The sequence below is a fragment of the Polaribacter uvawellassae genome (assembly GCF_039748955.1).
Taxonomy (GTDB): Bacteria; Bacteroidota; Bacteroidia; order Flavobacteriales; family Flavobacteriaceae; genus Polaribacter; species Polaribacter uvawellassae.
Genome location: NZ_JBDIZN010000003.1, coordinates 26,654 through 51,797 on the forward strand (window position 1 = coordinate 26,654; position 25,144 = coordinate 51,797).

The window sequence follows — 25,144 nt, forward strand, 5'->3', positions numbered from 1 at the left end:
ATTATTGTGTTGTTGTAGTTGTGTTAGTTACTTCAATCTCATTTTCAAATTGTGCAATAAATGCTGACGACAAACGAACTTTACCAGTTAATAAATTTTGCATTAATGATTTTTTTAAGCGTTGAAGCTTTTTGATTTTCGAATACTTTTTTGAGATAGCTTCATTTAAAGGTTTTACCTTTTTAAAAATCAATTTTTGTTCATTTATGTCGTTTGATAAAGGAAATTTGAATGAACCATATTCTCTTGAATTGATATTAGGTTTTGCACCAACTCTTTGCATTGCAACTTTAAATGCTTCGAAAATGTCTGATTTCGCAATTAGATTGAAATATTCAGGTAATATTTTTTCTTCATTAAAAGTGAACTTAATTAAATAGCCCGCATATGCTGAAAGTCCCATTTTTTCCTTGTATAGAAGTGATTTACCAACAGTATCTCCTGTTCGTGCAAATAGAAAGTCATTATTTTTTAATAAATAATCTTTGACTTTGCTTTTCTCAATTCCAGCTTTATTTTTTTCAATAAGGTCGCCATTGTCATCAATATCTGTTATTCTAATGTATCTTGGATTTCCTACAACAAAGTCAATAGCTGATGCATTTGCTCCATACTGTCCTCCACCTAAACAAACATTCTTTAACTTTTTCATTTCCCAACCAATAGGCACTATTCCAAACTTTTCATCTTCATAAAACTCATCATCAGTACGCCAAGTGCCATCTGGTTTTAGTTTACCAGTAAGCAGGTTTTGCATTAAAGCTTTTTTAAGTTTTTCGGCTGCTTTTATGCTTTTTTTGGTAGCGTCTATAGTTTCATCTACTTTGGAAAGGATATTGTCTATAGCAATTTGTTCACTTGAATTTTCAGGATACTCAATATCCATATTTCGTAAAAATCGTATATCCAAATTTCCTAAACCTGTTGTGCCTTCAGAAACTGCTGTGATACGTTCTTGTATTGGGTGTGATTTTAACCATCTAAAAAAATATTCTGGTAAAATATCTGAATCTTTTTTTGGTTTGAATGCTGTTAAAAATGAAGCAAACAAATATTCAGAATCCTCTTTGATATAAACTGCATTCCCAATCCTTTTTCGATTTCCGTTAGAACTTACAGCAATAGACCAATGTTTACTAACAGCTTTTTTTATTTTATCAGCTTCTTTTACATCTTTAAGATAAAGCTCACTTGATAAGTCAAGCTCTTTTTGAACATTAGTTACAGTTAAGACACGAACCGTTTTTGGTTCTGGAAATTTGGTTTCTTGCTCTTTTGACCAAGTGTAACCTGATTTGTGCTTAATTATATTCTTAAACTTATCTTTTTTCCAAGTCATATTAATTCAACACTTTTAAAAGTTCATTAATAGACTTATCCAAGTCATTTTCTTTCTCAATGATGTCTTTAAATTCTGTAATTGCTTCTTTTAAATCAATCTCTTCTTCAGGTTCAAACGTGTCAACATAACGAGGTATGTTCAGATTGAATTCGTTCTCATCCAACTCCTCCATATCAGCAATAGCAAAGTAGCGTTTGCGTTGCTCTGGGTCTTGTAGCATTGTAATGAGCTCCTGTTCTACATCTTCAATCGCTTGTCGTTCTTTATCCGCTTGTTCGTGAGCTGCGATTATTTTATTTTCTTTTTCTGTAGTGAGTTTATCTAAAGCATTTTGAGCTGTAACTACTGCTTTCTCTTGCCCTTTAGTTGGTTTTTTACCTTCGGATACTTTGTTGGTAATTACTTTTTGGGCCTTTGCCAGTTTCGCTTCTGCGGTTTCAATGTCTTCTGCATAATATTCCTCAATTTCTAATAGTTTAAAATCAAGGTCTTCTTGTATCAAATTTTTTAAACGTGTTTTTTGAGAATCTATCCAAGTCTTTGCAATTTCCATATCTCCCCAACTTTCTAAAATGGTAGAAATACGCAAAATATCGTGAGGCAAAAGCACATTCATATTTGGTTCTTCTTTATACCAACCTTCTTTGGCAGCATATACCATTAGTACTTTGTCTTTGCGTTCTTTAGGTTTGTTTTTATTAATAAATAAAATAGCACCAGGAATGGTAGTTCCATAAAACAAATTGCCTGGTAAGACTACAGTTGCATCAATGATATTGTGCATTTCTGTAAACTCGCCATTGTGGTCAATTTTACCTTGTAAAAATCCTCTACGGATTAAATACTCATCATCTGCTTTTCGGTTTTGTCCGTCTTCTTCTTCAGTTTTTTCAGGTTGTCCTCTAAATAAAACACCTTGCGGACAAACAACTCCTGCTTTTCCATCATCTTTGATTGAAGCAACTATGTGTTGCAAAAAAGCAAAATCTCCATTAGAAAAAGGCGGTTGTCCATAAATTAAACGACCATAAGGGTCAGTCATTCCATCTTTAGGATAGACTAATTGTGGTGAGCCATCTTTTTTGTTAACTACCTTTCCTTTTTTATCACGTTTGGGTTCTCCGTTTTTCCACCAGTTTTCCTGTGAAAATGGAAAATTAGCCATTGCTAAATCAAATTGTTTGATTTCAAGCTCGTTGTCTTCGTCAACAAATTTTGGGTCGAGAATAGTATCGCCTTTTTCTATTCGAGCATCCAATCCGTGAAGAATCATATTGATATTTGCAATCGCCCAAGTGTTCCAAACATCTTCTTGACCAAATAAGCGAACAGCTTTTGAATTATTGTAGTTTGTTTTGCAATATTTAGCTGCACTAATCAAGAATCCACCAGAACCACAAGTTGGGTCGTAAACCGTTGTGTTTTTTTGCGGCTTTAAATAGCGAACAATTACATCAACAACTTCTTGAGGTGTATAGAATTGTCCAGCAGTTGTTCCTCCTTTATTTTCGTCTGCAAATCGTTTGATTAGATATTCGTAAGCATCACCCAAAACATCAACAGAAGCATTTTTGTTGCTTAAATCCACAGCATCCAAATAACTCACTAAAGATGTTAAAACTTGTGGACTTAACTTTTTACTACCAGAACCGTCAGGTGCTGGTTCGTTCCAACGTACTGTATTGATTACACCTTTTAAAACTGCTTTTCCTTGTCGGTCAATATTGGCATCTGCAATTTCGTTTACTGCTTTGTTCAGTTTTTCGTTTTTCTTGTCAGGTGAAGCATCACGAACATCTTTCCAAAAACATCCTTCTGGAATTTTGAAATCGTGTTTTTGAGCTACGATTATTCTTTTTTCGGCTTCGGTTGGTTGTCTTCCTTCTCTTTTTACAAATTCCTTTATTTCGTTTTCCGTTTCCCATTCGTAATTGTCCGAAAGACGTTTGAAAAAGAGAAGTGAAAGTATATAGGCTTTGTAATCTTCTACTTTGTCACGTAGAATGTCCGCCATTCCAAAAAGTGTGCTTCCTAATGCTTGTTTTGTAATCATTTATTTAGTTCTGTTCTTTCAATTAAAAAATTCAATTTAACCAGTCTCAAACTTAATAAAAAATCACTGAACCTTAATGGTATTATCAATGTTATTCTAAGGTTAATATTGAAAAAAAACTAAATTCAGATACTTCCTAACTAAATCAATAGAAAAGAACAAACTAGCATCTTGTTTATTTTTTCACAGCTATTATTAAATAAAATAGCACGTTATTAATATGAGATTCCCTGTCCGAGGCAGGCGGGCTCGTTGTTTATGCTTCTCTCTGTTGGAACGACACGGAAAGTTTTGTAAGGTTAATGCTACTTGGTTTAATGAGATTGCTTCTTCTCTCTTATTCTTTTCCATTGTATTTCTTCTTTTACTTTTTTCCATTGCTGTAAAAAGTAACAAAAAAATCTAGTCTTATTATAATTTTATTGAATTCTTAAAAGTTATTCCTCTATCGCGTCCAGACATTTTATTTAGTTCCCCAATCAAGTTGAGGACATGCTTTGGACACTTAGCCGTTTCATCCCTTTTGAATTCTTACTAAAATTATAAGTATGACGGTTTAAGATTGTAACTGTAATTAATATATACTTCAACTCAGAACCTTTGAACCTTTGAGCCTTTGAACCTTTGAGCCTTTGCAACCTTTGCTACTTCCCAACCCTCCACCCAGTCTGCCTCGTCTTTCCTCCCCAAAAAGTCCATTTTTAAAAAATAATGCCCTCTTGCTTCCGAACAAAACCCGAAGGAAACTCGAAGGAAACCTTTAAAAATTAAAAATTTGTGTCAATTTGTGTCAATACAGGTCAATTTGTGTCAATTTGTGTCAATACAGGTCAATTTGTGTCAAAACGTGTCAATACGTGTCAATTTGTGTCAATTTGTGTCAAGATCTTGGTTTTATGAGTTTTAGGCGGTAGGTTTGGGTAATATTAATCATAAAAATAAATTATTATGGCAACATTTGAAAAAGGCATACTTGGCGGATTTTCTGGCAAAGTAGGCAACGTAGTAGGCTCTCGATGGAGAGGAAAAAATGTAATGCGTAGTGTACCACAGCGTGGTAATTATACGCCTACAGTAAAACAAGAAGACCAGCGTTTAAAGTTTAAAACGGTCATTAGCTTTTTAACGCCCTTGGCAGAAATTTTAAGTCGCTATTTTGGGAGTCCGCAAGGCGATAAGTCGCGTACAAACTTGGCAACCTCTTACCATTTAAAAAACGCCGTGTTAGACACACCAGCGGGTATGGTAATGGATTATGCCAAAGTGTTAATTAGCAAAGGCGATTTAAGAGGAATAGCAAGTGGTACTGTAGCTGCTGCTGCCGGACGCATTCTAAATTTTGGATGGGCAGACAATAGCGGACAAGGAAAAGCCACGGCAACAGATACCTTAATGGTTGTGGTGTATGCACCCGATTTAGGGTTGTATTTTACAGACACAGCTGTGGCCACTAGAGATGCTGCCTCTGCTAGTGTAACCTTACCAGAGTTTATGGCAAGTTTTGAGGTTGAAGTTTGGGCGTCTTTTACCAAGCCCGAAACCAATTTTGCAGCAATGAGTACGTACATGGGTACGGTTACGGTGTTGTAACGTGGTAAAGTAAAGCACTGGTTTTTGTAAACGCTTGTATTTGTAACAATGGTTTTGTTATGGGTGCATGCGTTTTTTTGATGTTTTATGGTTCATTTGCAGACAAGTGTCAAATAATTAATTCCTGGCTGTAGATTCTATAACAAAAGAGTGCTTTATAACAGAGTTGTGAGGTTTATCAGTTTAGCAACGACATACTTTTCTTTTTTTTTGACTTTTCTATTCTTTTCCATTGACCTCTCGACTCCGCTCGAGATAAATTCCAAGAAACAAAAATTTAGACTTCATATAATTTTATTGAATTCTTACTAAAATACCTATAAAGTTCGTCATAGCATTTGCAAACGAGTGTCAAATACTTGAAGTATTCGTAAAAAGAAAAGCTGTCTGAGCAAAGCGAGTTCTTTTCTTTTAGAATGTTTCTTTTTTCAGCAATAGAAAAAAGAAAGTGAAATTATTGATTAAGACCTCTCGACTCCGCTCGAGGAGACATAGGAACAAAAAACTCTAGACTTCATATAGTTTTATTGAATTCTGACTAAAATACCTATAAAGTTCGTCATAGCATTTGCAAACGAGTGTCAAATACTTGAAGTATTCGTAAAAAGAAAAGCTGTCTGAGCAAAGCGAGTTCTTTTCTTTTAGAATACAAGAGTAAATTTGACCGTTGAAAATGCAAGACTAGATTTTTTTGTTTCTTTTTTCAGCAATGGAAAAAAGAAAGTGAAATTATTGATTAAGACCTCTCGACTCCGCTCGAGGAGACATAGGAACAAAAAACTCTAGACTTCATATAGTTTTATTGAATTCTTACTAAAATACCTATAAAGTTCGTCATAGCATTTGCAAACGAGTGTCAAATACTTGAAGTATTCGTAAAAAGAAAAGCTGTCTGAGCAAAGCGAGTTCTTTTCTTTTAGAATACAAGAGTAAATTTGACCGTTGAAAATGCAAGACTAGATTTTTTTGTTTCTTTTTTCAGCAATGGAAAAAAGAAAGTGAAATTATTGATTAAGACCTCTCGACTCCACTCGAGGAGACATAGGAACAAAAAACTCTAGACTTCATATAGTTTTATTGAATTCTGACTAAAATACCTATAAAGTTCGTCATAGCATTTGCAAACGAGTGTCAAATACTTGAAGTATTCGTAAAAAGAAAAGCTGTCTGAGCAAAGCGAGTTCTTTTCTTTTAGAATGTTTCTTTTTTCAGAAATGGAAAAAAGAAAGTGAAATTATTGATTAAGACCTCTCGACTCCGCTCGAGGAGACATAGGAACAAAAAACTCTAGACTTCATATAGTTTTATTGAATTCTTACTAAAATACCTATAAAGTTCGTCATAGCATTTGCAGACGAGTGTCAAATACTTGAAGTATTCGTAAAAAGAAAAGCTGTCTGAGCAAAGCGAGTTCTTTTCTTTTAGAATACAAGAGTAAATTTGACCGTTGAAAATGCAAGACTAGATTTTTTTTGTTTCTTTTTTCAGCAATAGAAAAAAGAAAGTGAAATTATTGATTAAGGCATCTCGACTCCGCTCGAGGAGACATAGGAACAAAAAATCTGGTCTTGAATTTTAACAACACAGCATGGCACTCAAAAAGACAAACTATTTATTTTTATCATCCACATTATCAAGCGCTCTGCGAATAAACAACTTATTTAATAAGCGCTTTGGAAACACAGGGATTCCGCCTAACTTAAAACTTGGAATGTTGTGTTTTTTTCGCAATCGGTACAAGGTACTACGGCTTATTTTTAAATATGCCATAACTTCACATGTTGTAATCCATGTTTCATTTTCAAATAAGCGGGCATTAAATTCTCCACGGGGGCTTTGCCCCTCTTTTTTAGGTAGATCTTCTTTTTTCATAATTTCTTTTTCTAGCTAATATAAACTGCTATAATAGCGTAATTTAGCACTAATATATAAAAAAATTATGAAGTTTGTTTTTATTGTGGGTTGCTGGTTTGGGGTTTGGGGCTAGGATTTAGGGGTTAGTATTTAGGAGTTAGTATATAGAGGTTAGGGGTTAGTGTTGAGTTTTTAGTAGTAACTCTCTTGCTTCTTGTCTCTTGTCTCTTGTCTCTTGATTATAGTTTCTACTCTTTTTAGCTTACAGCCTATAGCTTAATGCCTATTGCTTTTTAACTCTGTAACTCTGTAACTTTGAACCTAAGGATTAATGTTTAGTAGCAACTCTCCCGCCTCCTGTCTATTGCCTCTTGCTTCTTCTCTCTTATTATTTTCCATTGTATTTCTTCTTTTACTTTTTTCCATTGCTGTAAAAAGTAACAAAAAAATCTAGTCTTGAATCTTCGGCGGTCTTTCTAGTTTTCAATCACTAAAACAAATAAACTCGCTACGCTCAAACACTATTTGTTTTTACGCGATTTTCAAACTGAAGACACTCGCCTGCCAGATTCTATGACGGAGTTGGTTCTGTTATTAGTGAACAATTATCAGTTGGCAGTTTTTAATTATTAGCAGCAACTCTCTTGACTCTTGACTCTTGACTCTTGATTATAATTTCTACTCTTTAGCTTACAGCATATAGCTTAATGCCTATTGCTTTTTAACTCTGCAACTTTGTCCCTTTGTCTCTTGCTACCTAACTCTAGATTCTAACCCCTTATCATTTCAATATTTGTGTTATATAAAATAGTAGTACTTTTAATCGCTAAATAACAACATCAACTTAAAAATAGTATGGCAAAGAAATCAGTAAAGAAGGTATTTAAAACGGTGTTTATTATTGCGAGTATCTGTTCGCTGTATTTTGTGCCTTGGGTCTTAGTAAAGGCATGGATACTACCACTACCCGATTCGGTGCAAGCACAAACCGATCAGGCTATTGATCAAGGGTTTGATGGTATTATTGTGTACGTAGATGTGGCTGATAAACCTCCTGCTTTTTATGCCGCTGGTTGGCACGATCGTATCAACAAGATTGCTGCAAAGCCTAAAGCTTTGTTTAAAATTGCGAGTATCAGTAAACTGTATAGAGCTGTTGCGGTTGCCAAATTGGTAAACAACGGACGCTTATCGCTCACTAAAACCGTTGCGGATTATTTACCAGAACTTGTGGGTGGTATTGAAAATGTGGAGCGCATCACACTTAAAATGCTAGTACAACATCGTAGTGGGATTCCTAATTTTACAGACAGTCCTGGTTATTGGGGGGCTCCCAAAAAAAACTATCAAGATAAATTGGGCTTAATTCTTAATAAGCCTGCAAACTTTGAACCCGATACAGACTACGAGTATTGCAATACCAATTACTTATTACTGGCTAAAATTATGGACAACGTGTTGGGCTATCCTCATTATAAATATATCCAAGAAGAAATCTTAGACCGTCTAAACTTAAAACAGACTTTTGCTTCGCTTGCAGATGTAAATATAGACAATGTAATGAGTGGTTATCATGTGGGGCATCCGTTAGATTTAAAGGCTGATGAGCATGGTATGTTAGCAACTGCTGAAGATGTTGGTGTTTTTTTGCGTGCGCTTAATAATGGGGCTTTGTTTGATGCTAAAGAACAAGAAATCTACGCGTCTATCTACGAGTTTGAACATAAGGGTTGGGTACCAGGATATCAAAGTATTGCTAAGTACCATAAAGATTTAGATGCAGTGGTGATACAATTTACTAGTACTACAGATCCTAAGTTGTACAATTGGAATTTAGCAGATATTATCTATGCTCGGGTTTTGAAAATAGTGAAGAATACTAGTGATTAATGTGCTCTTTATTTTTTTTCATTGATGACCTTTCGATTCATCTCAAGGTAACACCAAAAATCTAGTCTTATTATAATTTTATTGAATTCTTAAAAGTTATTCCTCTATCGCGTCCAGATATTTTATTTAGTTCCCCAATCAAGTTGAGGACATGCTTTGGACACTTAGCCGTTTCATCCCTTTTGAATTCTTACTAAAATTATACCTATGACGGTTTAAGATTGTAACTGTAATTAATATATACTGCAACTCTGCGCCTTTGAACCTTTGCAACTCTGCGCCTTTGTCTCTTTTAAAATCAGTGTTGAATTGTTAGTGTTGAATGTTGAGTTTTTAGTAGCAACTCTCTTGCCTCTTGCCTCTTGCTTCTTGCCTCTTCTCTCTTATTCTTTTCCATTGTATTTCTTCTTTTACTTTTTTCCATTGCTGTAAAAAGTAACAAAAAAATCTAGTCTTGAATCTTCGACGGTCTTTCTAGTTTTCAATCACTAAAACAAATAAACTCGCTATGCTCAAACACTATTTGTTTTTACGCGATTTTCAAACTGAAGACACTCGCCTGCCAGATGCTATGACGGAGTTGGTTCTGTTATTAGTGAACAATTATCTGTTGGCAGTTTTTAATTATTAGTAGCAACTCTCTTGTCTTTTGACTTTTCACTCTGCTCCTTTGCAACTTTGAGTCTTTGTAACTCTGCATCTTTGCAACTTTGAACCTCTGCAACTATGAGCCTTTACTCCTTTCAAACATAAACCTAGTACTCCAACTCCAAAATATCATAATGCGAAGCATGCGCAACTGCTACATCGTTTTGTATAACTAGTAACTGCGGAGATTGATGTATTACCTGAAATGCATAACCAACTTCGTCAGAAACGTTTCTATAATTTAGCAAATCCAAATAATACACTTTTAAGTTTGATGTACTGTTATCAAAAGACTTTTCGAATTGCTTAATTACCATTTTACTAATAATACAGCGAGTAGAATGTTTAAAAATTAGCACCGTTTCTTTTTTAGAAAGCGCTTGTATCTCGGCTATTTGTGAAACTGTAGTTAATGGAATCCAGCGAATGTTAGAAGTATTTACTTTTTCTTCTGTGGTATTGCTCTTAAAGATGTTTCTAAATAAACTCATGGTTTGTTTTTTGGTTCAGTCGTAACTTATTGAAATCCTTTCAGCAGCCAAAAAGTCAGCAAAAACAGCAAGTTAACAGACAAAATGACTTGTTATTTACCTGTTTTTTAATTGGTACTAAATTTGCCACAAAGTAACTGAAAAAGTAAAACATAGATACCATGAATTTTAACAATTATACTATAAAATCACAAGAAACCATACAACAAGCGCAACAGATTGCGCAAAGTTATGGACATCAACAAATAGAAAACGAGCACCTCTTTAAAGCCCTTTTAGAAGTGGATGAAAACGTGTTGCCATTTCTATTAAAGAAACTAAATAGCAATGTAGCCATACTAACACAATTGTTAGACAAGCAGTTAGAGAGCTTTCCTAAAGTTACAGGCGGAGATATTACATTATCTAGAGAAGCATCTAAAAGCTTAACAGAAGCAGCTATTATTGCTAAAAGCATGAAAGATGAATATGTTTCTATTGAGCACATCATCTTGGCCATCTTTAAATCTAAAAGTACCATTGCTCAGATTTTAAAAGACCAAGGACTTACAGAAAAAGGATTGAAAGAAGCCATTAAAGAACTTCGTAAAGGCGAAAGTGTTACTTCACAAAGTGCAGAAGAAAACTACAATTCGCTTAATAAATATGCGAAGAATTTAAATCAGTTAGCACGCGATGGTAAGTTAGATCCTGTAATTGGTAGAGATGAAGAAATAAGACGTTTGTTGCAAATCTTATCTCGTAGAACCAAGAACAATCCAATATTAGTTGGAGAACCAGGAACGGGTAAAACCGCTATTGCAGAAGGATTGGCGCATCGTATTATTGATGGTGACATTCCAGAAAACCTAAAAGACAAGCAAATATTTGCGTTGGATATGGGTGCTTTAATTGCTGGTGCAAAATACAAAGGAGAGTTTGAAGAACGCCTAAAAGCAGTAATTAAAGAAGTAACTACAGCAGACGGAGATATTGTCTTGTTTATTGATGAAATACATACGTTGGTTGGTGCTGGTGGCGGACAAGGTGCGATGGATGCTGCTAACATTTTAAAACCTGCATTGGCGCGTGGCGAATTGCGTGCAATTGGTGCCACTACCTTAGATGAGTATCAAAAATACTTTGAAAAGGACAAAGCCTTAGAGCGTCGTTTTCAAAAAGTACAAGTCAATGAACCTGATACAGAAAGTGCCATTTCTATTTTAAGAGGAATTAAAGAGAAATACGAGACACACCATAAAGTACGCATTAAAGATGATGCTATTATTGGTGCGGTAGAATTATCGCAACGCTATATAACCAATCGTTTTTTACCAGATAAAGCCATCGATTTAATGGATGAAGCTGCTGCTAAAATGCGTATGGAGATCAACTCGAAGCCAGAAGAGCTAGATGTGTTAGACCGAAAAGTGATGCAGTTAGAGATAGAACTAGAAGCCATCAAAAGAGAAAACGACAAGGTAAAGTTAAAATCGTTAAATGCTGATTTGGCAAACCTAAAAGAAGAACGCAACGAGATTAATGCCAAATGGCAAAGCGAAAAAAGTGTTGTAGAAAGCATTCAGACTGCTAAAACAGCTATAGAAAATGCAAAATTAGAAGCAGATAAGGCAGAACGTAACGGCGATTATGGTAAAGTAGCAGAAATAAGATACGGAACCATAAAAGACTTGCAAGAACAATTAGAAGCACAACAAGCTGCACTAGCAGAAAAAGGAGATTCAACCTTAATTAAGGAAGAAGTAACCTATGATGATATTGCCGAAGTGGTTGCAAAATGGACAGGCATACCTGTTACCAAAATGCTACAATCTGAACGCGAAAAACTATTGCGCTTAGAAACAGAATTACACAAACGAGTAGTTGGACAAGAAGAAGCCATTGAAGCAGTTTCTGATGCGGTAAGACGTTCTAGAGCAGGATTACAGAATCCGAATAAACCGATTGGTTCGTTCTTATTTTTAGGAACTACTGGAGTAGGAAAAACAGAATTGGCAAAAACATTGGCAAGTTACTTGTTTGATGATGAAAATGCCATGACCAGAATTGATATGAGTGAATATCAAGAGCGTCATGCTGTAAGTAGATTAATTGGAGCGCCTCCTGGATATGTAGGTTATGATGAAGGCGGACAATTGACAGAAGCAGTGCGTAGAAAACCGTATTCTGTGGTATTGTTAGACGAGATTGAAAAAGCGCATCCAGATACCTTTAACATCTTATTGCAAGTATTGGACGAAGGACATTTAACGGATAACAAAGGACGCATTGCAGATTTTAAAAACACGATTATTATCATGACCTCTAATATGGGAAGTCAGATTATTATGGACAAATTTACTGCACCCAACGCAGATATTGAGTCGGCAACAGAATTGGCAAAGATAGAAGTGTTAGGCATGTTAAAGCAAACGGTACGACCAGAGTTTATCAATAGAATAGATGATATTATACTGTTTACTCCGTTAACAAAGAAAGACATCCAAGCCATTGTAAAACTACAACTAGATATGGTTAAGAAAACCATTGCAAAGCAAGAAATTACTCTAGATGCAACCGATGAAGCTATTGGGTATTTAGCAGAAAAAGGATATCAACCAGAATTTGGTGCAAGACCAGTAAAGCGTGTGATACAAAAAGAAGTTTTGAATCAGTTATCTAAAGATATTCTAGCAGGTAAAGTAACCACAGATAGCATGATTTTACTAGATGCTTTTGACGAGCAATTGGTTTTTAGAAACCAAGGTGATTTGGTAAAAGGTTAAACACTAATTATCAGTAGTTAAGCTGACAAATTTTCAATAAACATTGAAAATTTGTCAGCTTTTTTTGGTTGGTATTTTATTTGCAATAAATACTTTATTATAAATAATGTTTAATTTAAATTGTAAAGTTATGTTAGCAAAAAGAAACGATGCACATTTTGTACCAACTCTTTTTAATGATTTATTTAGAGATTGGTCTACTACCAATTTTTCTGAGACAAATACTACATTGCCTGCATTAAACATTAAAGAAACACTAGATGAGTTTATTGTAGATGTAGCTGTGCCAGGAATGGACAAAAAAGATTTTAAAATTGATTTAGACAATGACGTTTTAACCATTTCTTCGGAGAAAACAGTAAATAACGAAGAAACCAAAGAAAACTATACTAGAAAAGAATATAGTTATAGGTCTTTTAAAAGAAGCTTTACGCTACCACAAGGAATTGTAAACAGAGATAAGATTGAAGCAGTTTATAAAAACGGAGAACTTAAAATTACCATTCCTAAATTAGAAGAAGCAAAACCAAAGCCTATTAAATTAATTGAAGTAAAGTAATATAACCAAATACACCAATAGGCTGTTTGTAACAAAACAGCCTATTGTAATTAATACCTTAAAGTCATGAAAAAAATATGTATTTATCTATTGACTTTTGCCTTTTTTAGTTGCCAAGGTCAAACAATTCAAAAAAAAGAAAATCTACAAGAAAAAGATACTATCAAACCACAAACAAACATTATCGTTAATAAAGAGTTTGATAAGTATGGAAATTTAATTCGTGTAGACTCTACCTATACTTCTTTTTATTCAAACATTAAAAATGATTCTATTTTAGAAAAAAATATTTTCAATCAGTTTCATAAAAACTTTAAATCTCAGTTTAATCAACCCTTAGATTCGCTGTTTTTTAATGGTTTCTTTAATACATCGCCCTTTAAAATAAATGATTTTTATACACACGATTTTTTTAGCAACAGTTTTATGAAACATCAAAAAGAATTAGAGAGAATATTAAAAAGAATGGATTCTGTAAAAAACAAGTACTATAAAAAACAGGAAAAATCAAAAGATATCTAAATAATTAAAAACTGAACTTCTAAAAAGAGTTCAGTTTTATTTTTTGTGTATATTCGTATTATAAAATATAAACACATGAAAAAATACTTATTACTTATTGTTTTTGCGATGGGTACATTCGCAAGCTTTGCTCAAGAAAAAGAGGATGTAGTTACAACCTATTACTTAATTCGTCATGCAGAAAAAAACAGAGCTGTTGAAGGAGATAAAGATCCTTTTTTAACCATAAAAGGTGCAAAGCGTGCAAAGCGTTGGGCAGAAGTATTGTCTACCGCAAACATAGACATGGTGTATACAACCAATTATAATAGAACCAAAGAAACGGCACAACCTACAGCAACACAAAACGGATTGCGTTTATACATGTACGATCCTAGAAAAATGTATGATGAAGGTTTTAAGTTTAACACCAAAGGAAAAAATGTATTAATTGTTGGGCATAGCAACACAACCGATGCTTTTGCGAATAAGATTTTAGGTAAAAATAAATTTGGTAAGATTGCTGATGATAATAATAGCAACTTATATATTGTTACAGTTACTAAACATGGTGCAACTGGTGTGCTGTTAAAGATTGATAACTAGTTTAAGATTTTAACCGATACGTTTTCTAGATTGATTTCTGAAAGCTTATTCAACCCATTATTTTCAAATGCTTTGTCTAAATTTTCTAATTTAGTTGAAGCATTTTTTGCTTTGTAATTGTTATAATCTACAAATCGGATTCCGTTTACAACCCTTTCATTGGTTGCCTCTCTAAAACGCATTCCGCCACCATCTACATGAAAGCTATACGCTAAATAATCTATCTTAAACGTTGTTTTATCAACCCAATAGATAAAGACATCTTCAAAATCTTCTCCGCCACCATCTTCAGTAAAAGTAATTTGTACTTTATAATAAGGAGTTTCTTTAATACTGGTTTCTTGTAATAATTTCTTTTGTACGGCTTTGTCATTTAATCCGTATGGCAACACAGAAAAATAATGTACAGAATTTACAGAACTTGTGTATTTTACAGCCATAGAATCTGGTACCTTAAATAGATGTCCGTTTACATGTCTTTCAAATCCGTTATTTGATATACCGTCAGAAACCATACCTAACTTTTCATCTTTAAAGGCTCTAAAGAGTTTAAAGATTCCGTTCTTTTTTCTAAGCGCAATGTATTCTATATCTCTAAAAATAAACTCAATTTGTGAGTTAGCAACTTTATCTGCACCACTAGCTATCATAGATTTATCAATAATTTGTTGAGCAGTTAAAGAAGTTTCTTTTTTATTGCAAGAAGCAAATACAAGTAGCATTACTAATATAAAGGTACGCATGGTTTTTGTTTTTCTAAGTCGATAAAGATACTACTTCTTTACAATTCAAAAATACACTTCTATTTCTGAATCAAAAATGTATCTTTGCTAAGATTAGTAAATTATTTTTATTACGGATTGATGCAGAAAAAAATAAACATACAAAATAAAAAAGCGCGTTTTGAATACGAGTTTTTAGATACGTATACAGCTGGAATTCAGTTAACAGGAACAGAAATAAAATCTATTAGACAAAGCAAAGCACGAATCACAGAAAGTTTTTGTGAGTTTAATGATCGTGGAGAATTGTTTGTAATTAATATGTTTATTGAAGAATATTCGCATGGTAATTTCTATAATCACAACCCTAAAAGCGCACGAAGACTCTTATTAAACAAACGTGAGCTTAAGAAATTAGAAAAAGAAGTTAAAAACACCGGACTAACTATTGTTCCGCTAAAGTTGTTTTTAACCGATAAAGGTTGGGCAAAACTAAATATTGCCTTGGCAAAAGGTAAAAAATTACACGATAAAAGAGAAACGCTAAAAGACCGTGATAATAAACGTGATTTAGCACGTATAAAAAAGGCTTATAAATGATTTGGTATTTAAAATTGATTCGTTTTCCTAACCTACTCATGGTTTTATTAACGATGGTTTTAACAAAATATGCCATTATCAACTCTTTTACTTCCGCAATTTCTGATGTTCAATTTATTCTATTAACCATAAGTATTCTTTGTATTACCGCTAGCGGATATATTATAAATGATGTTTTTGATGTTGAAGCCGATAAAATAAATAAACCGAATAAGGTTTTTGTAGGAACAACTATTTCTAAGAAGAATGCGCTTCTCTTCTATTCCGTTTTATCAATTTTAGGATTAACACTTGGTGTGTATGCTGCGTATCTTAAAGGAACTATTTCTTATTCAATCTTCTTTATTGGCACTATTATCTTACTGTATTGGTATTCTAAATCGTTGAAAAGAATTGCTATAATAGGAAATATTGTAACCGCTTTTTTGGTGGCACTCACCATTTTTATTGTGTTTGTTTTTGAAGTAAAAAACGCGAATACAGCTTCTAATATATTAGAAGCCATCGCTAATTTCTTTGCTTCAATATCGGTAACCATTGCTGTTTTTGTGTATATTATCTTTGCTTTTTTTATGACATTGATTCGTGAAATCATTAAAGACATCGAAGACATCAAAGGAGATTATGCGCTAAAAATGAAAACCTTACCTATTCTTATCGGAATAAATCGCACAAAGAATGTTGTGCTTGTAATTTCTTCGGTGGTGTTTTTATTTATGTTACTCCTTTTAAAAGAAGAACTGTTGCACATTCCGTTGTTACTTTGGTACACCATTCTTTTTATCATACTTCCATTTGTTTGGTTTTTGTATAAATTATTTAGTGCTAAAACCGCCAGAGATTTTTTACTGCTTAGCAAACTTGTTAAGGTGATTATGTTTTTTGGAATCCTATCAATGGTGCTTCTCAAATTTTAATCTATGCTCAAAGAAAAACTGTCTAACTACAATATTATTTTAGCTTCTAAATCGCCCAGAAGACAGCAATTTTTAAAAGACTTAGACATTCCGTTTACTATTCAATTAAAAGAAATTGAAGAATTGTATCCGCCTCAATTACAAGGAACAGAAATTACCGATTATTTAGCAGATTTAAAATCGAAACCCTTTACCAACCTAAAAGAAAAGGACGTTTTAATAACTTCTGACACAATTGTTTGGCTAAATAATAAAGCATTGGGAAAGCCAAAAGATAAAAATGATGCAATTAGAATTCTGAAAGAGATTTCTGGAAAAATGCACCAAGTAATTACATCAGTTAGCCTAAAAGGAAACAACTTTCAAACCATTTTTAACGACACTACAAACGTGTATTTTAAAGAATTAACCGATGATGAAATTGCATATTATGTAGAACAGCATCAACCATACGACAAAGCAGGAAGCTACGGAATACAAGAATGGATTGGTTTTATTGGCATAGAAAGAATAGAAGGAAGTTATTTTAACGTAATGGGTTTACCTGTTCAAAAGTTATATAAAGAATTGATAAAAATGTAAGCTTTTGCTACTATTTTATTATTATTTTTGCCTAAACACAACAAATACATTTTGATGAAAAAATACACTTTTACCGAAAAGAAAGATACCAGATCTGGATTTGGAGATGGTTTAACAGAATTAGGAAGAACAAATCCTAACGTAGTTGCTTTATGTGCCGATTTAATTGGTTCTTTAAAAATGAATCAGTTTATTAAAGAAAATCCAGAACGATTTTTCCAAGTTGGTATTGCAGAAGCAAATATGATGGGAATTGCTGCAGGATTAACCATTGGTGGTAAGATTCCGTTTACAGGAACATTCGCTAACTTTTCTACCGGAAGAGTGTACGATCAAATCCGTCAATCTATTGCGTATTCTGATAAAAATGTAAAGATTTGTGCATCTCACGCAGGATTAACTTTAGGTGAAGATGGCGCAACACATCAAATATTAGAAGATATTGGGTTGATGAAAATGTTGCCAGGAATGACAGTAATTAATACCTGTGATTACAATCAAACCAAAGCTGCAACAATTGCAATTGCAGACCATGAAGGTCCAGTTTATTTGCGTTTCGGAAGACCAGTTGTTCCTATTTTTATGCCAGATTATAAAGAAGAAAAATTTGTAATTGGTAAAGCTATTCAGTTAACCGAAGGAACCGATGTAACAATTGTTGCAACAGGTCATTTAGTTTGGGAAGCATTACAAGCATCTGAACAATTAGAAGCAAAAGGAATTAGTGCAGAAGTGATTAACATTCATACGATTAAACCTTTGGATGAAGAAGCAATTTTAAAATCGGTTGCAAAAACAGGTTGTATTGTAACTGCAGAAGAACATAATAAATATGGTGGATTAGGAGAAAGTGTTGCAAGATGTTTGGCAACTAATAATCCTACTCCGCAAGAATTTGTTGCTGTTAACGATAGTTTTGGAGAATCTGGAACGCCAGCACAATTGATGGAAAAATACGGGTTAACAGATAAATCTATTGTAGCTGCTGTAGAAAAAGTAATCGCAAGAAAATAACCAACAATTGTCTTAATAAAAACAAAACAATAATTTATGAAAAGAATATTATTAATGATGTGTTTGGCCTTCGGATTGAGTCAAACTTCAAATGCACAAATTAACTTTGGTATAAAAGGAGGAATTAACTACAACTCTAACTCTTTTTCTGATGTAAAAGATGATGTATTCTCTGGTGCAGAAAGTAAAACGGGATATCACGCAGGAATTTGGTTGCGTTTTAAAGTTCCGGTTATTGGTTTATATATTAGACCTGAATTGGTGTACACGAATTTAGAAAATAATGTAAATTTTACACAAATAGTTGGAGGAAATGCTGTTGGTCAAATAAAAACTTCATATAATTTTCAGAAGATTGATATTCCTGTTTTAGTAGGAAAAAAGATTTTTGGAATTGGTAATGTATATATAGGGCCATCATTCCAATATATTTTAAGTTCTGACTTTGGTTTTTCTGATTTAAAAGAAGTAAACTCAGATGGATTTACATTAGGATTACAATTTGGAGGTGGAGTTGAATTAGGGAAGTTAGGATTAGATGTACGTTGGGAAAGAGCTTTTTCTGGAATAGAAACTACTTTTTTAAACGGAGCAACAAATGTAGAATTTGATACAAGGGTTAATCAAATTATTATAGGTTTATCACTTAGACTATAGAACTTTTCTTTTTAATTATAAAAAAAGCTCCAGAAATTCTGGAGCTTTTTTTGTGTTCTATATTTTTGTCTATTTAATTTTTGGATTCAAATAATCTGGTAATGTTGGATTGCTTGGGTCACTAAAATCGTTTCTTGGATCACCGTCCTTATTCGCATCTTCTTTAATTGTTGGCGTACCATCATTATCATCATCTGCATCTTTAAAGTTTGCAATAAAATCGCCATCTGTATCAACTTTTGTAGGATCAGATTCTACCGATGCATCTTCAATCTCTAAATAAGAAGCTAAACCGTCATTATCATGATCTGTATTTTCAACAATATCTAATAATTCAATTCTAAAAACCAAACAACTGTTAGGAAGAATATTTCCACCATCTAAGTTTCTATATGCTAAACCAGAAGGAATAAATAAAAACCCTTTTCCTGTATTTTCATAAGTAATTGGTCCATTAGTAGTACTGTTTTTTCCGCCTTTAAAATGTGTAAAACCATACGACCAACCTTTAATTACAGCATCTAAAGTTAACCATACAGCAGATGATTGTGTTTCAAATACGCTAGCCACACCCGAATCAATAATTTGTCTTCCTTGGTATTTTGTTAAAACAGAATCCATAACTGTAGGAAATCCTTTAACTGGATCTGGAACACCTTGTTCAACAATATAATAATACATTTTGTAATCAATCTCTTCAAAAGTAATGTCTTGAGTTATTAACTTTGCATCATCAATTAAAGCTGTTTTACCCGTTGTAATTGGTTTAATTGAATCAATAACAGCATCATAATAATGGTTTGACAAATATTTTACCAATGTATCTTTATCTTTCAAAGCTTGTGCTTCGTGATCAAAATTATCCACAAACGGATTACTAGCACTACACGCATATATTAAAATAGATGCTATTGCTGCTATTAATATATTTTTTATTTTTATCATCTTAACTACTAAATTTAAGGGCGCAATTTACGATTTTCATACCTTTGTAAAAAGAGAATAATGAAATTTTAACTTTTTATATGAGAATTGATAAATATTTGTGGTGTATTCGTGTTTATAAAACAAGAAATATGGCCTCTGAAGCCTGTAAAAAGGGACAAGTTAAAATTGATGGGGCAAATTGTAAACCTTCCAAAGAAGTGTACGGAAGTGAGTTAATTGGCGTTAGAAAGAACCAAATTAATTATAAAATAAAGGTTTTAGACATTCCAACTAGTAGAGTTGGCGCAAAATTGGTTGATTTATACCGCAAGGATGAAACACCAAAAGAAGAATTTGAGAAAACAGATTTGCTTAAATACTCAAAAGATTATTATCGTAAAAAAGGTACTGGAAGACCAACAAAGAAAGATAGAAGAGATATTGATGGATATTATGATGATGCTTCTACTCTATCTGAAAGTTAATTTTAATATCTTTGTTTTATAAATTACTATAATGACAGCAGAAAAAAACATCATTTTAACTTCACAGCAAATTCAGCATAAAACAAAAAGAATTGCTTATCAAATTTTAGAAAGCAATAGCAATGAAAAAGAGATTGTTTTGGCAGGAATTACAACTAACGGATTTTTGTTTGCTAAAGAAATAGAAAAAGAGTTGTCTAAAATTTCTGACATTGCAATTACGATGTGTGAAGTAATTATCGATAAGAAAAAGCCTTTAAATCCTATAAAAACTTCAATTACTAGTGAGGCTTATAAAAATAAATCGCTCGTTTTAGTAGATGATGTTTTAAATTCTGGAGCTACTTTAATATATGGAATAAAGCATTTTTTAGAAGTTCCGTTAAAAAGATTTAAAACAGCTGTTTTGGTAAATAGAAATCATAAAAAATATCCTGTGAAAGCAGATTTTAAAGGAATTTCTCTTTCAACAACTTTACAAGAACATGTTGTGGTAGCGTTTACAAAAAACAAAGCAATTGCTTATTTAATGTAATTGCACAACAATATCACAATAAATTTCTTCGATAGATTTATGATCAATGTGGATTTTAAAATCTGATTGCTCATAAAAGGGAGCTCTTTCAAATAAATGCTTTCCGATATATTCTAGCAACTCTTCATCTTTTAGATCAGCAATTAACGGACGTGTTTTTTTTCCAGATTCTAATCTTTCAGCTAAAAAAGGAATGCTGCCTTTTAAATAAAAGCTAACCGCTTTACTATTGTTTATTACTTGCATATTTGTTCCATAACAAGGAGTTCCGCCGCCCAACGCTAAAATGTAATTCGATTTAGAATCCAATATTTCTTTTAAGTATTTTCCTTCTTGTTTTCTAAAATAAACTTCTCCTTTTGTAGCAAACAACTGAGAAATAGACAGTTTTTCTTTCTCTTCTATATAAGTATCAAGGTCTATAAAAGAGGAATTTAATTTATCAGACAGATATTTACCAATTGTAGATTTTCCGCTTCCCATATACCCTAATAAAACTATTTTCATCTTTTATCTTTAAAACATTACAAATATCGATAAAATTTATATAAAAAATCTTTTATCTTTTAAACAATAGGTAGTATATTTGCACTCGCTTTAAATAAAGCATGACCTGGTAGCTCAGTTGGTAGAGCATCTCCCTTTTAAGGAGAGGGTCCTGGGTTCGAGCCCCAGCCCGGTCACAAAAAAAAGTTAAGCATTGCTTAGCTTTTTTTGTTTCAATACATTGCACATATGGCGGAATTGGTAGACGCGCAGGCTTGAGGGGCTTGTGTTCTTATGAACGTGCAGGTTCGACTCCTGTTATGTGCACAAATTACTTTGTTATTTCACAGAAAATTAACGCTACCAAGAAGATTAATTAGTAACTTTGTAATATGCAGAAAAATATACTACTTCTATTATTTGTAGGAATTTCTTTTTTAGGATATTCACAGACAAATACAACACTAAAAGGTCAGATTGTTAACGCAGAAAATAACAAAGGCTTAAGTGCAGCTCATATTTTAAATTTAAACTCTGTTGTTGGTACAATTACAAATGAAAAAGGTTTTTTTGAAATTACCACAAAAGCAAATGACACCATTTTGGTTTCTTATTTAGGTTTTCAATCTATTAAATTAAAGATAACGAATGATTTACTAAAAGGGAACGAATTGGTAATTGCTTTATTAGAGAAAGCTAATGAAATTAAAGAAGTAATTATTGGTTCTACAAAATTAATTGGTGTTTTAGAAGTTGACGTAAAACAAGTGCCAAAAGATCGTTTTACAAGAATCCGTATTAATGGATTACCACAAACTTATGAAGTTGGTAAATCTGCATCACAGAGCTTAAATTCGCCTGTTGCGGCATTATTTCAGCCGGTAGATTTTCTCTATAATTTATTTGGAAAAAAACCGAATCAACTTAAAAAACTTCAAAAATTAAAGAAAGAAGACGATTTACGTAAAATGCTTAGCGGTAAATTTGACAGAGAAGTAATGATGGAGTATTTGCAAATGGATAAACAAGAGTTAAGAAAATTATTAGTAGATTGTAATTACTCTGATTACTTTATTCAAAAAGCAAGTGATTTACAAATGATTGAAGCTGTGCTAGATTGTTACGAAAACTTCAAAGCCATTAAAAAAGGCAAAATAGAACGAGACGTCTTACCTAAAAGAAAGAACTAAAATTCAAAAAGGGTTGCAAATTTACATTTGCAACCCTTTTATCAACTATTAAAAACTAACTAATTACTCTATAACTAAAATACAGATGTAATGTATTTATAGTTATACTTTCTTTTACTATTCCAAGAAACTCTCTTTGAGTTTATACTGCTTGTTTGGTTGTTCTTTTTTTCTTCTTTTAAATTGTTATTTGTTGTCATTTTTATGTTTTTTATTGATTGTATTTGTTTTCTATTTTCTTACACTTATATGACGACAAAAAACCTAATTTGTTACACTTAAAACTGGCTTTTAACACATCTTTAAGAAATACAGAATGAATTCTTAAAAATTTGATTTACAACTTTTTAATTTTAAATTACTTTCATTTATAGCTTGATTATAAAAGCATCATTTCTTTATCAATTTATCAAGTAAATAATGCTTTTTTAAGGAAACTGATAATTCGTATTTTTTCTAATTATTTTTAATTAATTCTAGAGTTTTGAGATTAAAATTTTAACTAAAACAGTATTGATTCAAAAAGGGTTGCAAATTTACATTTGCAACCCTTTTATCAACTATTAAAAACTAACTAATTACTTTTACTAAAATACAGATGTAATGTATTTATAGTTATACTTTCTTTTATTATTCCAAGAAACTCTCTTTGAGTTTATACTGCTTGTTTGGTTGTTCTTTTTTTCTTCTTCTTTTAAATTATTACTTGTTATCATTTTTATGTCTTTTGAATATTTTGTTTCAATTTTTGTACACTTATATGACGACAGGTTTATAGATTTGTTACACTTAAAACTGGTATTTAACACATCTTTAAGAAACAAAAAAAATCAGCCTAAAAAGACTGATTTTTATTTTATAAGAAATAAATTTACCATTAATAATTCAATACAAAAGCTTTGTTTAAATTATCAACTTAGCAAAAATTTATTGGTTACCAAGAATAATTGGTAAACCACCTTTTCCAGATCCAATTACAATAACTTTGCTATTTGGAGATTCTGAAAGCTTAAGAGTTGCTTCTATACCTTTTTCTTTTAAAATTTTATCTGTTAAAGATGCACTTAGAATTTTATTTGCAATAGCTTTTCCTTCTGCATCAATTTTTTGACGCTCTGCCTCTTTCTTCGCTTTTGCTAATCTAAACTCATATTCTAAAGATTCTTGTTCTTGTTTTAATTTTGTTTCAATTGCTATTCTAATTGTTGGAGGTAATTTAACATCTTCTACTAATACTCTCTTTACAGTTAAAAACTCATCTTTTAATACCGATGTTACTTCGTCTAAGATTTCTTGTTCAATAACATCTCTTTTACTAGAATACAACTGCTCTGGAGTATATCTACCAACAACACTTCTTGCTGCTGCATTAATTGCAGGATCTAATAATTCTCTTTCGTAATCTTCTCCTTTAGTTTTAATTAGTTTTCCTAAGTTGCTAAACTCTGGCTCATACCAAATTGTACCACTTACTTTTACTTCTAATCCGTTTACAGAAAGTACATTCATTTCGTTAGAAATAGATTGCTGACGCACTTTTCTAACAATCATTGTATTCCAAGGAGCAACAATATGAAACCCTTCTGAATAAGTTCTTTCTGTATTTATACCGTCTCCAAAACGCTCAAATAAAACTCCACCTTCTCCAGGACCAATGGTTACTGCTGATTTAGAGATAAATATAATTGCTACTACTGCAATTACAATAAAGAAAACTCCGCCTTTTGGGAATTTAATATCTAACTGTTGATTACTCATAATTTTAATTTTAAAGTTATTTCAAATTTACGATAAAGCTTCTTAATTACAAGCTTTATAACTACAATCTTCTGAAATTGATTCTAATTCTAAGGTTACATGTTCTAAATTGAAATTATCGTGCAATAATTTTTTTATTTGCTCTTTAACTTCTTTTGATTTTTGCCAACTAAACTCTTTACTTTTTATTTTAACATGAATTGTTGCAATATGAAATTCTCCGTCTAAAGTCCAAATATGACAATCGTGAATATCTGCAACTTCATCAATATTTAAAATGATTTGCTTTTTTATTTCATCCGAAGAAATCTCATTAGGCACACCTTGTAAAATAATTTTAAAAGCATCTTTAATATTTTTGTACACATTAAATAAAACGTAACCAGCAATTACTAAAGACAATATTGGATCTAAAATAGGAACATCCCAAAATTGCATAACAATACTTGCAATAAATACTGCAAACCAACCTAAAACGTCTTCTAATAAATGAAGAGAAACTACCCGTTCGTTTATAGAAGAACCTTTTTTTAGTTTAAAAAATGCTGCACCATTTACAATGATTCCTAAAATTGCCAACCACATCATTCCGGTTGCATCTGCTTCTTCTGGATTTATAATTCTTGGAATTGCTGCCGATATGATAAAAAATGAACCAACAATAAGGACAATAGAGTTGATAATTGCACCTAATAAAGAAAATCGACCGTACCCATAAGAATATTTTTTATTGGCACCTTTATTAGATAGTTTTTGAAAATACCAAGACATTCCCAGACTTAAACTATCACCTAAATCGTGAACAGCATCAGACATAATAGCCAAACTATTTGTGTAAAAACCACCAATAATTTCTACAATAGTAAACGCTAAGTTTAAGAAAAAAGCAGTTTTTATGTTTTCTGTTGTATGATGATGTCCGTGATTGTGGTGATGTCCCATCTTTTATTATGTGTTATTTATAAGCATGAA

23 protein-coding genes and 2 tRNA genes are annotated in these 25,144 nt (G+C 32.3%); 16 read left to right on the plus strand and 9 right to left on the minus strand.

All coding sequences use genetic code 11. From position 1 onward, the window contains the following. Window position 1: 1 nt before the first annotated feature. Together ABDX67_RS07360 and ABDX67_RS07365 are read right to left on the minus strand one after the other, a co-directional pair. Window positions 2–1,339, minus strand: a complete 1,338-nt coding sequence (locus ABDX67_RS07360; protein ID WP_347174313.1) for a restriction endonuclease subunit S — start codon at window positions 1,337–1,339, stop codon at window positions 2–4. Between the two features lies 1 nt (window position 1,340). Beyond that, window positions 1,341–3,395 carry a type I restriction-modification system subunit M gene (locus ABDX67_RS07365; RefSeq protein ID WP_347174315.1) on the minus strand — a complete coding sequence of 685 codons (2,055 nt, stop codon included), beginning with the start codon at window positions 3,393–3,395 and terminating at the stop codon, window positions 1,341–1,343. A gap of 948 nt (window positions 3,396–4,343) precedes the next feature. Here ABDX67_RS07365 and ABDX67_RS07370 point away from each other — a divergent pair. After that, the gene (locus ABDX67_RS07370; protein ID WP_347174316.1) at window positions 4,344–4,985 is read left to right on the plus strand and encodes a DUF6266 family protein; all 642 of its coding nucleotides are present in this window, start codon (window positions 4,344–4,346) and stop codon (window positions 4,983–4,985) included. A gap of 1,608 nt (window positions 4,986–6,593) precedes the next feature. On the opposite strand, the gene ABDX67_RS07375 is transcribed toward ABDX67_RS07370, so the two are convergent. Further along, window positions 6,594–6,857: a helix-turn-helix domain-containing protein gene (locus tag ABDX67_RS07375; protein ID WP_347174317.1), complete on the minus strand. Its 264-nt coding sequence runs from the start codon at window positions 6,855–6,857 to the stop codon at window positions 6,594–6,596. An 837-nt stretch (window positions 6,858–7,694) separates the two neighbouring features. On the opposite strand from ABDX67_RS07375, the gene ABDX67_RS07380 reads away from it, so the two are divergent. Beyond that, window positions 7,695–8,729, plus strand: coding sequence for a serine hydrolase domain-containing protein (locus ABDX67_RS07380; RefSeq protein WP_347174318.1), 1,035 nt, complete (start codon window positions 7,695–7,697; stop codon window positions 8,727–8,729). A 755-nt stretch (window positions 8,730–9,484) separates the two neighbouring features. Here the strand turns inward: ABDX67_RS07380 and ytxJ are convergent. Beyond that, window positions 9,485–9,868, minus strand: a complete 384-nt coding sequence (gene ytxJ / locus ABDX67_RS07385; protein ID WP_347174320.1) for a bacillithiol system redox-active protein YtxJ — start codon at window positions 9,866–9,868, stop codon at window positions 9,485–9,487. A 161-nt stretch (window positions 9,869–10,029) separates the two neighbouring features. On the opposite strand from ytxJ, the gene clpB reads away from it, so the two are divergent. The 4 genes from clpB (at window position 10,030) to ABDX67_RS07405 (ending at window position 14,299) form a co-directional block, all read left to right on the plus strand. Then, window positions 10,030–12,633: an ATP-dependent chaperone ClpB gene (gene clpB, locus ABDX67_RS07390; protein WP_347174321.1), complete on the plus strand. Its 2,604-nt coding sequence runs from the start codon at window positions 10,030–10,032 to the stop codon at window positions 12,631–12,633. Between the two features lie 130 nt (window positions 12,634–12,763). Continuing rightward, window positions 12,764–13,192 carry an Hsp20/alpha crystallin family protein gene (locus ABDX67_RS07395; protein WP_347174322.1) on the plus strand — a complete coding sequence of 143 codons (429 nt, stop codon included), beginning with the start codon at window positions 12,764–12,766 and terminating at the stop codon, window positions 13,190–13,192. Window positions 13,193–13,258: 66 nt separating this feature from the next. Beyond that, window positions 13,259–13,714: a hypothetical protein gene (locus ABDX67_RS07400; RefSeq protein ID WP_347174323.1), complete on the plus strand. Its 456-nt coding sequence runs from the start codon at window positions 13,259–13,261 to the stop codon at window positions 13,712–13,714. A gap of 75 nt (window positions 13,715–13,789) precedes the next feature. After that, complete coding sequence (locus tag ABDX67_RS07405; RefSeq protein WP_347174324.1) at window positions 13,790–14,299, plus strand: SixA phosphatase family protein; 510 nt, start codon at window positions 13,790–13,792, stop codon at window positions 14,297–14,299. On the opposite strand, the gene ABDX67_RS07410 is transcribed toward ABDX67_RS07405, so the two are convergent. Next, window positions 14,296–15,042, minus strand: a complete 747-nt coding sequence (locus ABDX67_RS07410) for a DUF6503 family protein (protein WP_347174325.1) — start codon at window positions 15,040–15,042, stop codon at window positions 14,296–14,298. The two genes, ABDX67_RS07405 and ABDX67_RS07410, sit on opposite strands and share 4 nt — an antisense overlap. 120 nt (window positions 15,043–15,162) lie before the next feature. On the opposite strand from ABDX67_RS07410, the gene smpB reads away from it, so the two are divergent. Genes smpB through ABDX67_RS07435 form a run of 5 tightly spaced genes read left to right on the plus strand, consistent with a single transcriptional unit; the run spans window position 15,163 to window position 18,791 of the window. Further along, window positions 15,163–15,621, plus strand: a complete 459-nt coding sequence (smpB, locus tag ABDX67_RS07415) for an SsrA-binding protein SmpB (protein WP_347174870.1) — start codon at window positions 15,163–15,165, stop codon at window positions 15,619–15,621. Then, window positions 15,618–16,538, plus strand: coding sequence for a geranylgeranylglycerol-phosphate geranylgeranyltransferase (locus ABDX67_RS07420; RefSeq protein WP_347174326.1), 921 nt, complete (start codon window positions 15,618–15,620; stop codon window positions 16,536–16,538). The genes smpB and ABDX67_RS07420 overlap by 4 nt, the downstream gene beginning before the upstream one ends. Window positions 16,539–16,541: 3 nt before the next feature. Beyond that, window positions 16,542–17,120, plus strand: a complete 579-nt coding sequence (locus tag ABDX67_RS07425; RefSeq protein ID WP_347174327.1) for a Maf family nucleotide pyrophosphatase — start codon at window positions 16,542–16,544, stop codon at window positions 17,118–17,120. 54 nt (window positions 17,121–17,174) lie between these two features. Continuing rightward, complete coding sequence (locus ABDX67_RS07430) at window positions 17,175–18,134, plus strand: transketolase family protein (RefSeq protein WP_347174328.1); 960 nt, start codon at window positions 17,175–17,177, stop codon at window positions 18,132–18,134. 36 nt (window positions 18,135–18,170) lie between these two features. After that, the gene (locus ABDX67_RS07435; RefSeq protein WP_347174329.1) at window positions 18,171–18,791 is read left to right on the plus strand and encodes an outer membrane beta-barrel protein; all 621 of its coding nucleotides are present in this window, start codon (window positions 18,171–18,173) and stop codon (window positions 18,789–18,791) included. Window positions 18,792–18,860: 69 nt separating this feature from the next. Here ABDX67_RS07435 and ABDX67_RS07440 read toward each other — a convergent pair whose 3' ends face one another. Next, window positions 18,861–19,736 carry an FKBP-type peptidyl-prolyl cis-trans isomerase gene (locus ABDX67_RS07440; protein WP_347174330.1) on the minus strand — a complete coding sequence of 292 codons (876 nt, stop codon included), beginning with the start codon at window positions 19,734–19,736 and terminating at the stop codon, window positions 18,861–18,863. A gap of 80 nt (window positions 19,737–19,816) precedes the next feature. Between ABDX67_RS07440 and ABDX67_RS07445 the strand changes: the two genes are divergently transcribed. Further along, window positions 19,817–20,203 carry an RNA-binding S4 domain-containing protein gene (locus ABDX67_RS07445; RefSeq protein WP_347174331.1) on the plus strand — a complete coding sequence of 129 codons (387 nt, stop codon included), beginning with the start codon at window positions 19,817–19,819 and terminating at the stop codon, window positions 20,201–20,203. A 31-nt stretch (window positions 20,204–20,234) separates the two neighbouring features. Continuing rightward, window positions 20,235–20,738, plus strand: coding sequence for a phosphoribosyltransferase family protein (locus ABDX67_RS07450; RefSeq protein ID WP_347174332.1), 504 nt, complete (start codon window positions 20,235–20,237; stop codon window positions 20,736–20,738). On the opposite strand, the gene ABDX67_RS07455 is transcribed toward ABDX67_RS07450, so the two are convergent. Further along, entirely contained in the window at window positions 20,730–21,245 is a 516-nt protein-coding gene (locus ABDX67_RS07455; RefSeq protein WP_347174334.1) for a shikimate kinase, read from the minus strand. The two genes, ABDX67_RS07450 and ABDX67_RS07455, sit on opposite strands and share 9 nt — an antisense overlap. Window positions 21,246–21,348: 103 nt before the next feature. On the opposite strand from ABDX67_RS07455, the gene ABDX67_RS07460 reads away from it, so the two are divergent. The 3 genes from ABDX67_RS07460 (at window position 21,349) to ABDX67_RS07470 (ending at window position 22,414) form a co-directional block, all read left to right on the plus strand. Further along, window positions 21,349–21,421 (plus strand) — tRNA-Lys (locus ABDX67_RS07460). Between the two features lie 46 nt (window positions 21,422–21,467). Then, window positions 21,468–21,551, plus strand: a tRNA-Leu gene (locus ABDX67_RS07465). Window positions 21,552–21,616: 65 nt separating this feature from the next. Further along, window positions 21,617–22,414, plus strand: a complete 798-nt coding sequence (locus ABDX67_RS07470; RefSeq protein ID WP_347174335.1) for a carboxypeptidase-like regulatory domain-containing protein — start codon at window positions 21,617–21,619, stop codon at window positions 22,412–22,414. 927 nt (window positions 22,415–23,341) lie between these two features. On the opposite strand, the gene ABDX67_RS07475 is transcribed toward ABDX67_RS07470, so the two are convergent. Continuing rightward, window positions 23,342–24,172 carry a prohibitin family protein gene (locus ABDX67_RS07475; protein ID WP_347174336.1) on the minus strand — a complete coding sequence of 277 codons (831 nt, stop codon included), beginning with the start codon at window positions 24,170–24,172 and terminating at the stop codon, window positions 23,342–23,344. Between the two features lie 42 nt (window positions 24,173–24,214). After that, on the minus strand, window positions 24,215–25,114 hold the full coding sequence (locus ABDX67_RS07480; protein WP_347174337.1) for a cation diffusion facilitator family transporter: 900 nt from the start codon (window positions 25,112–25,114) through the stop codon (window positions 24,215–24,217). Window positions 25,115–25,144: the final 30 nt, after the last annotated feature.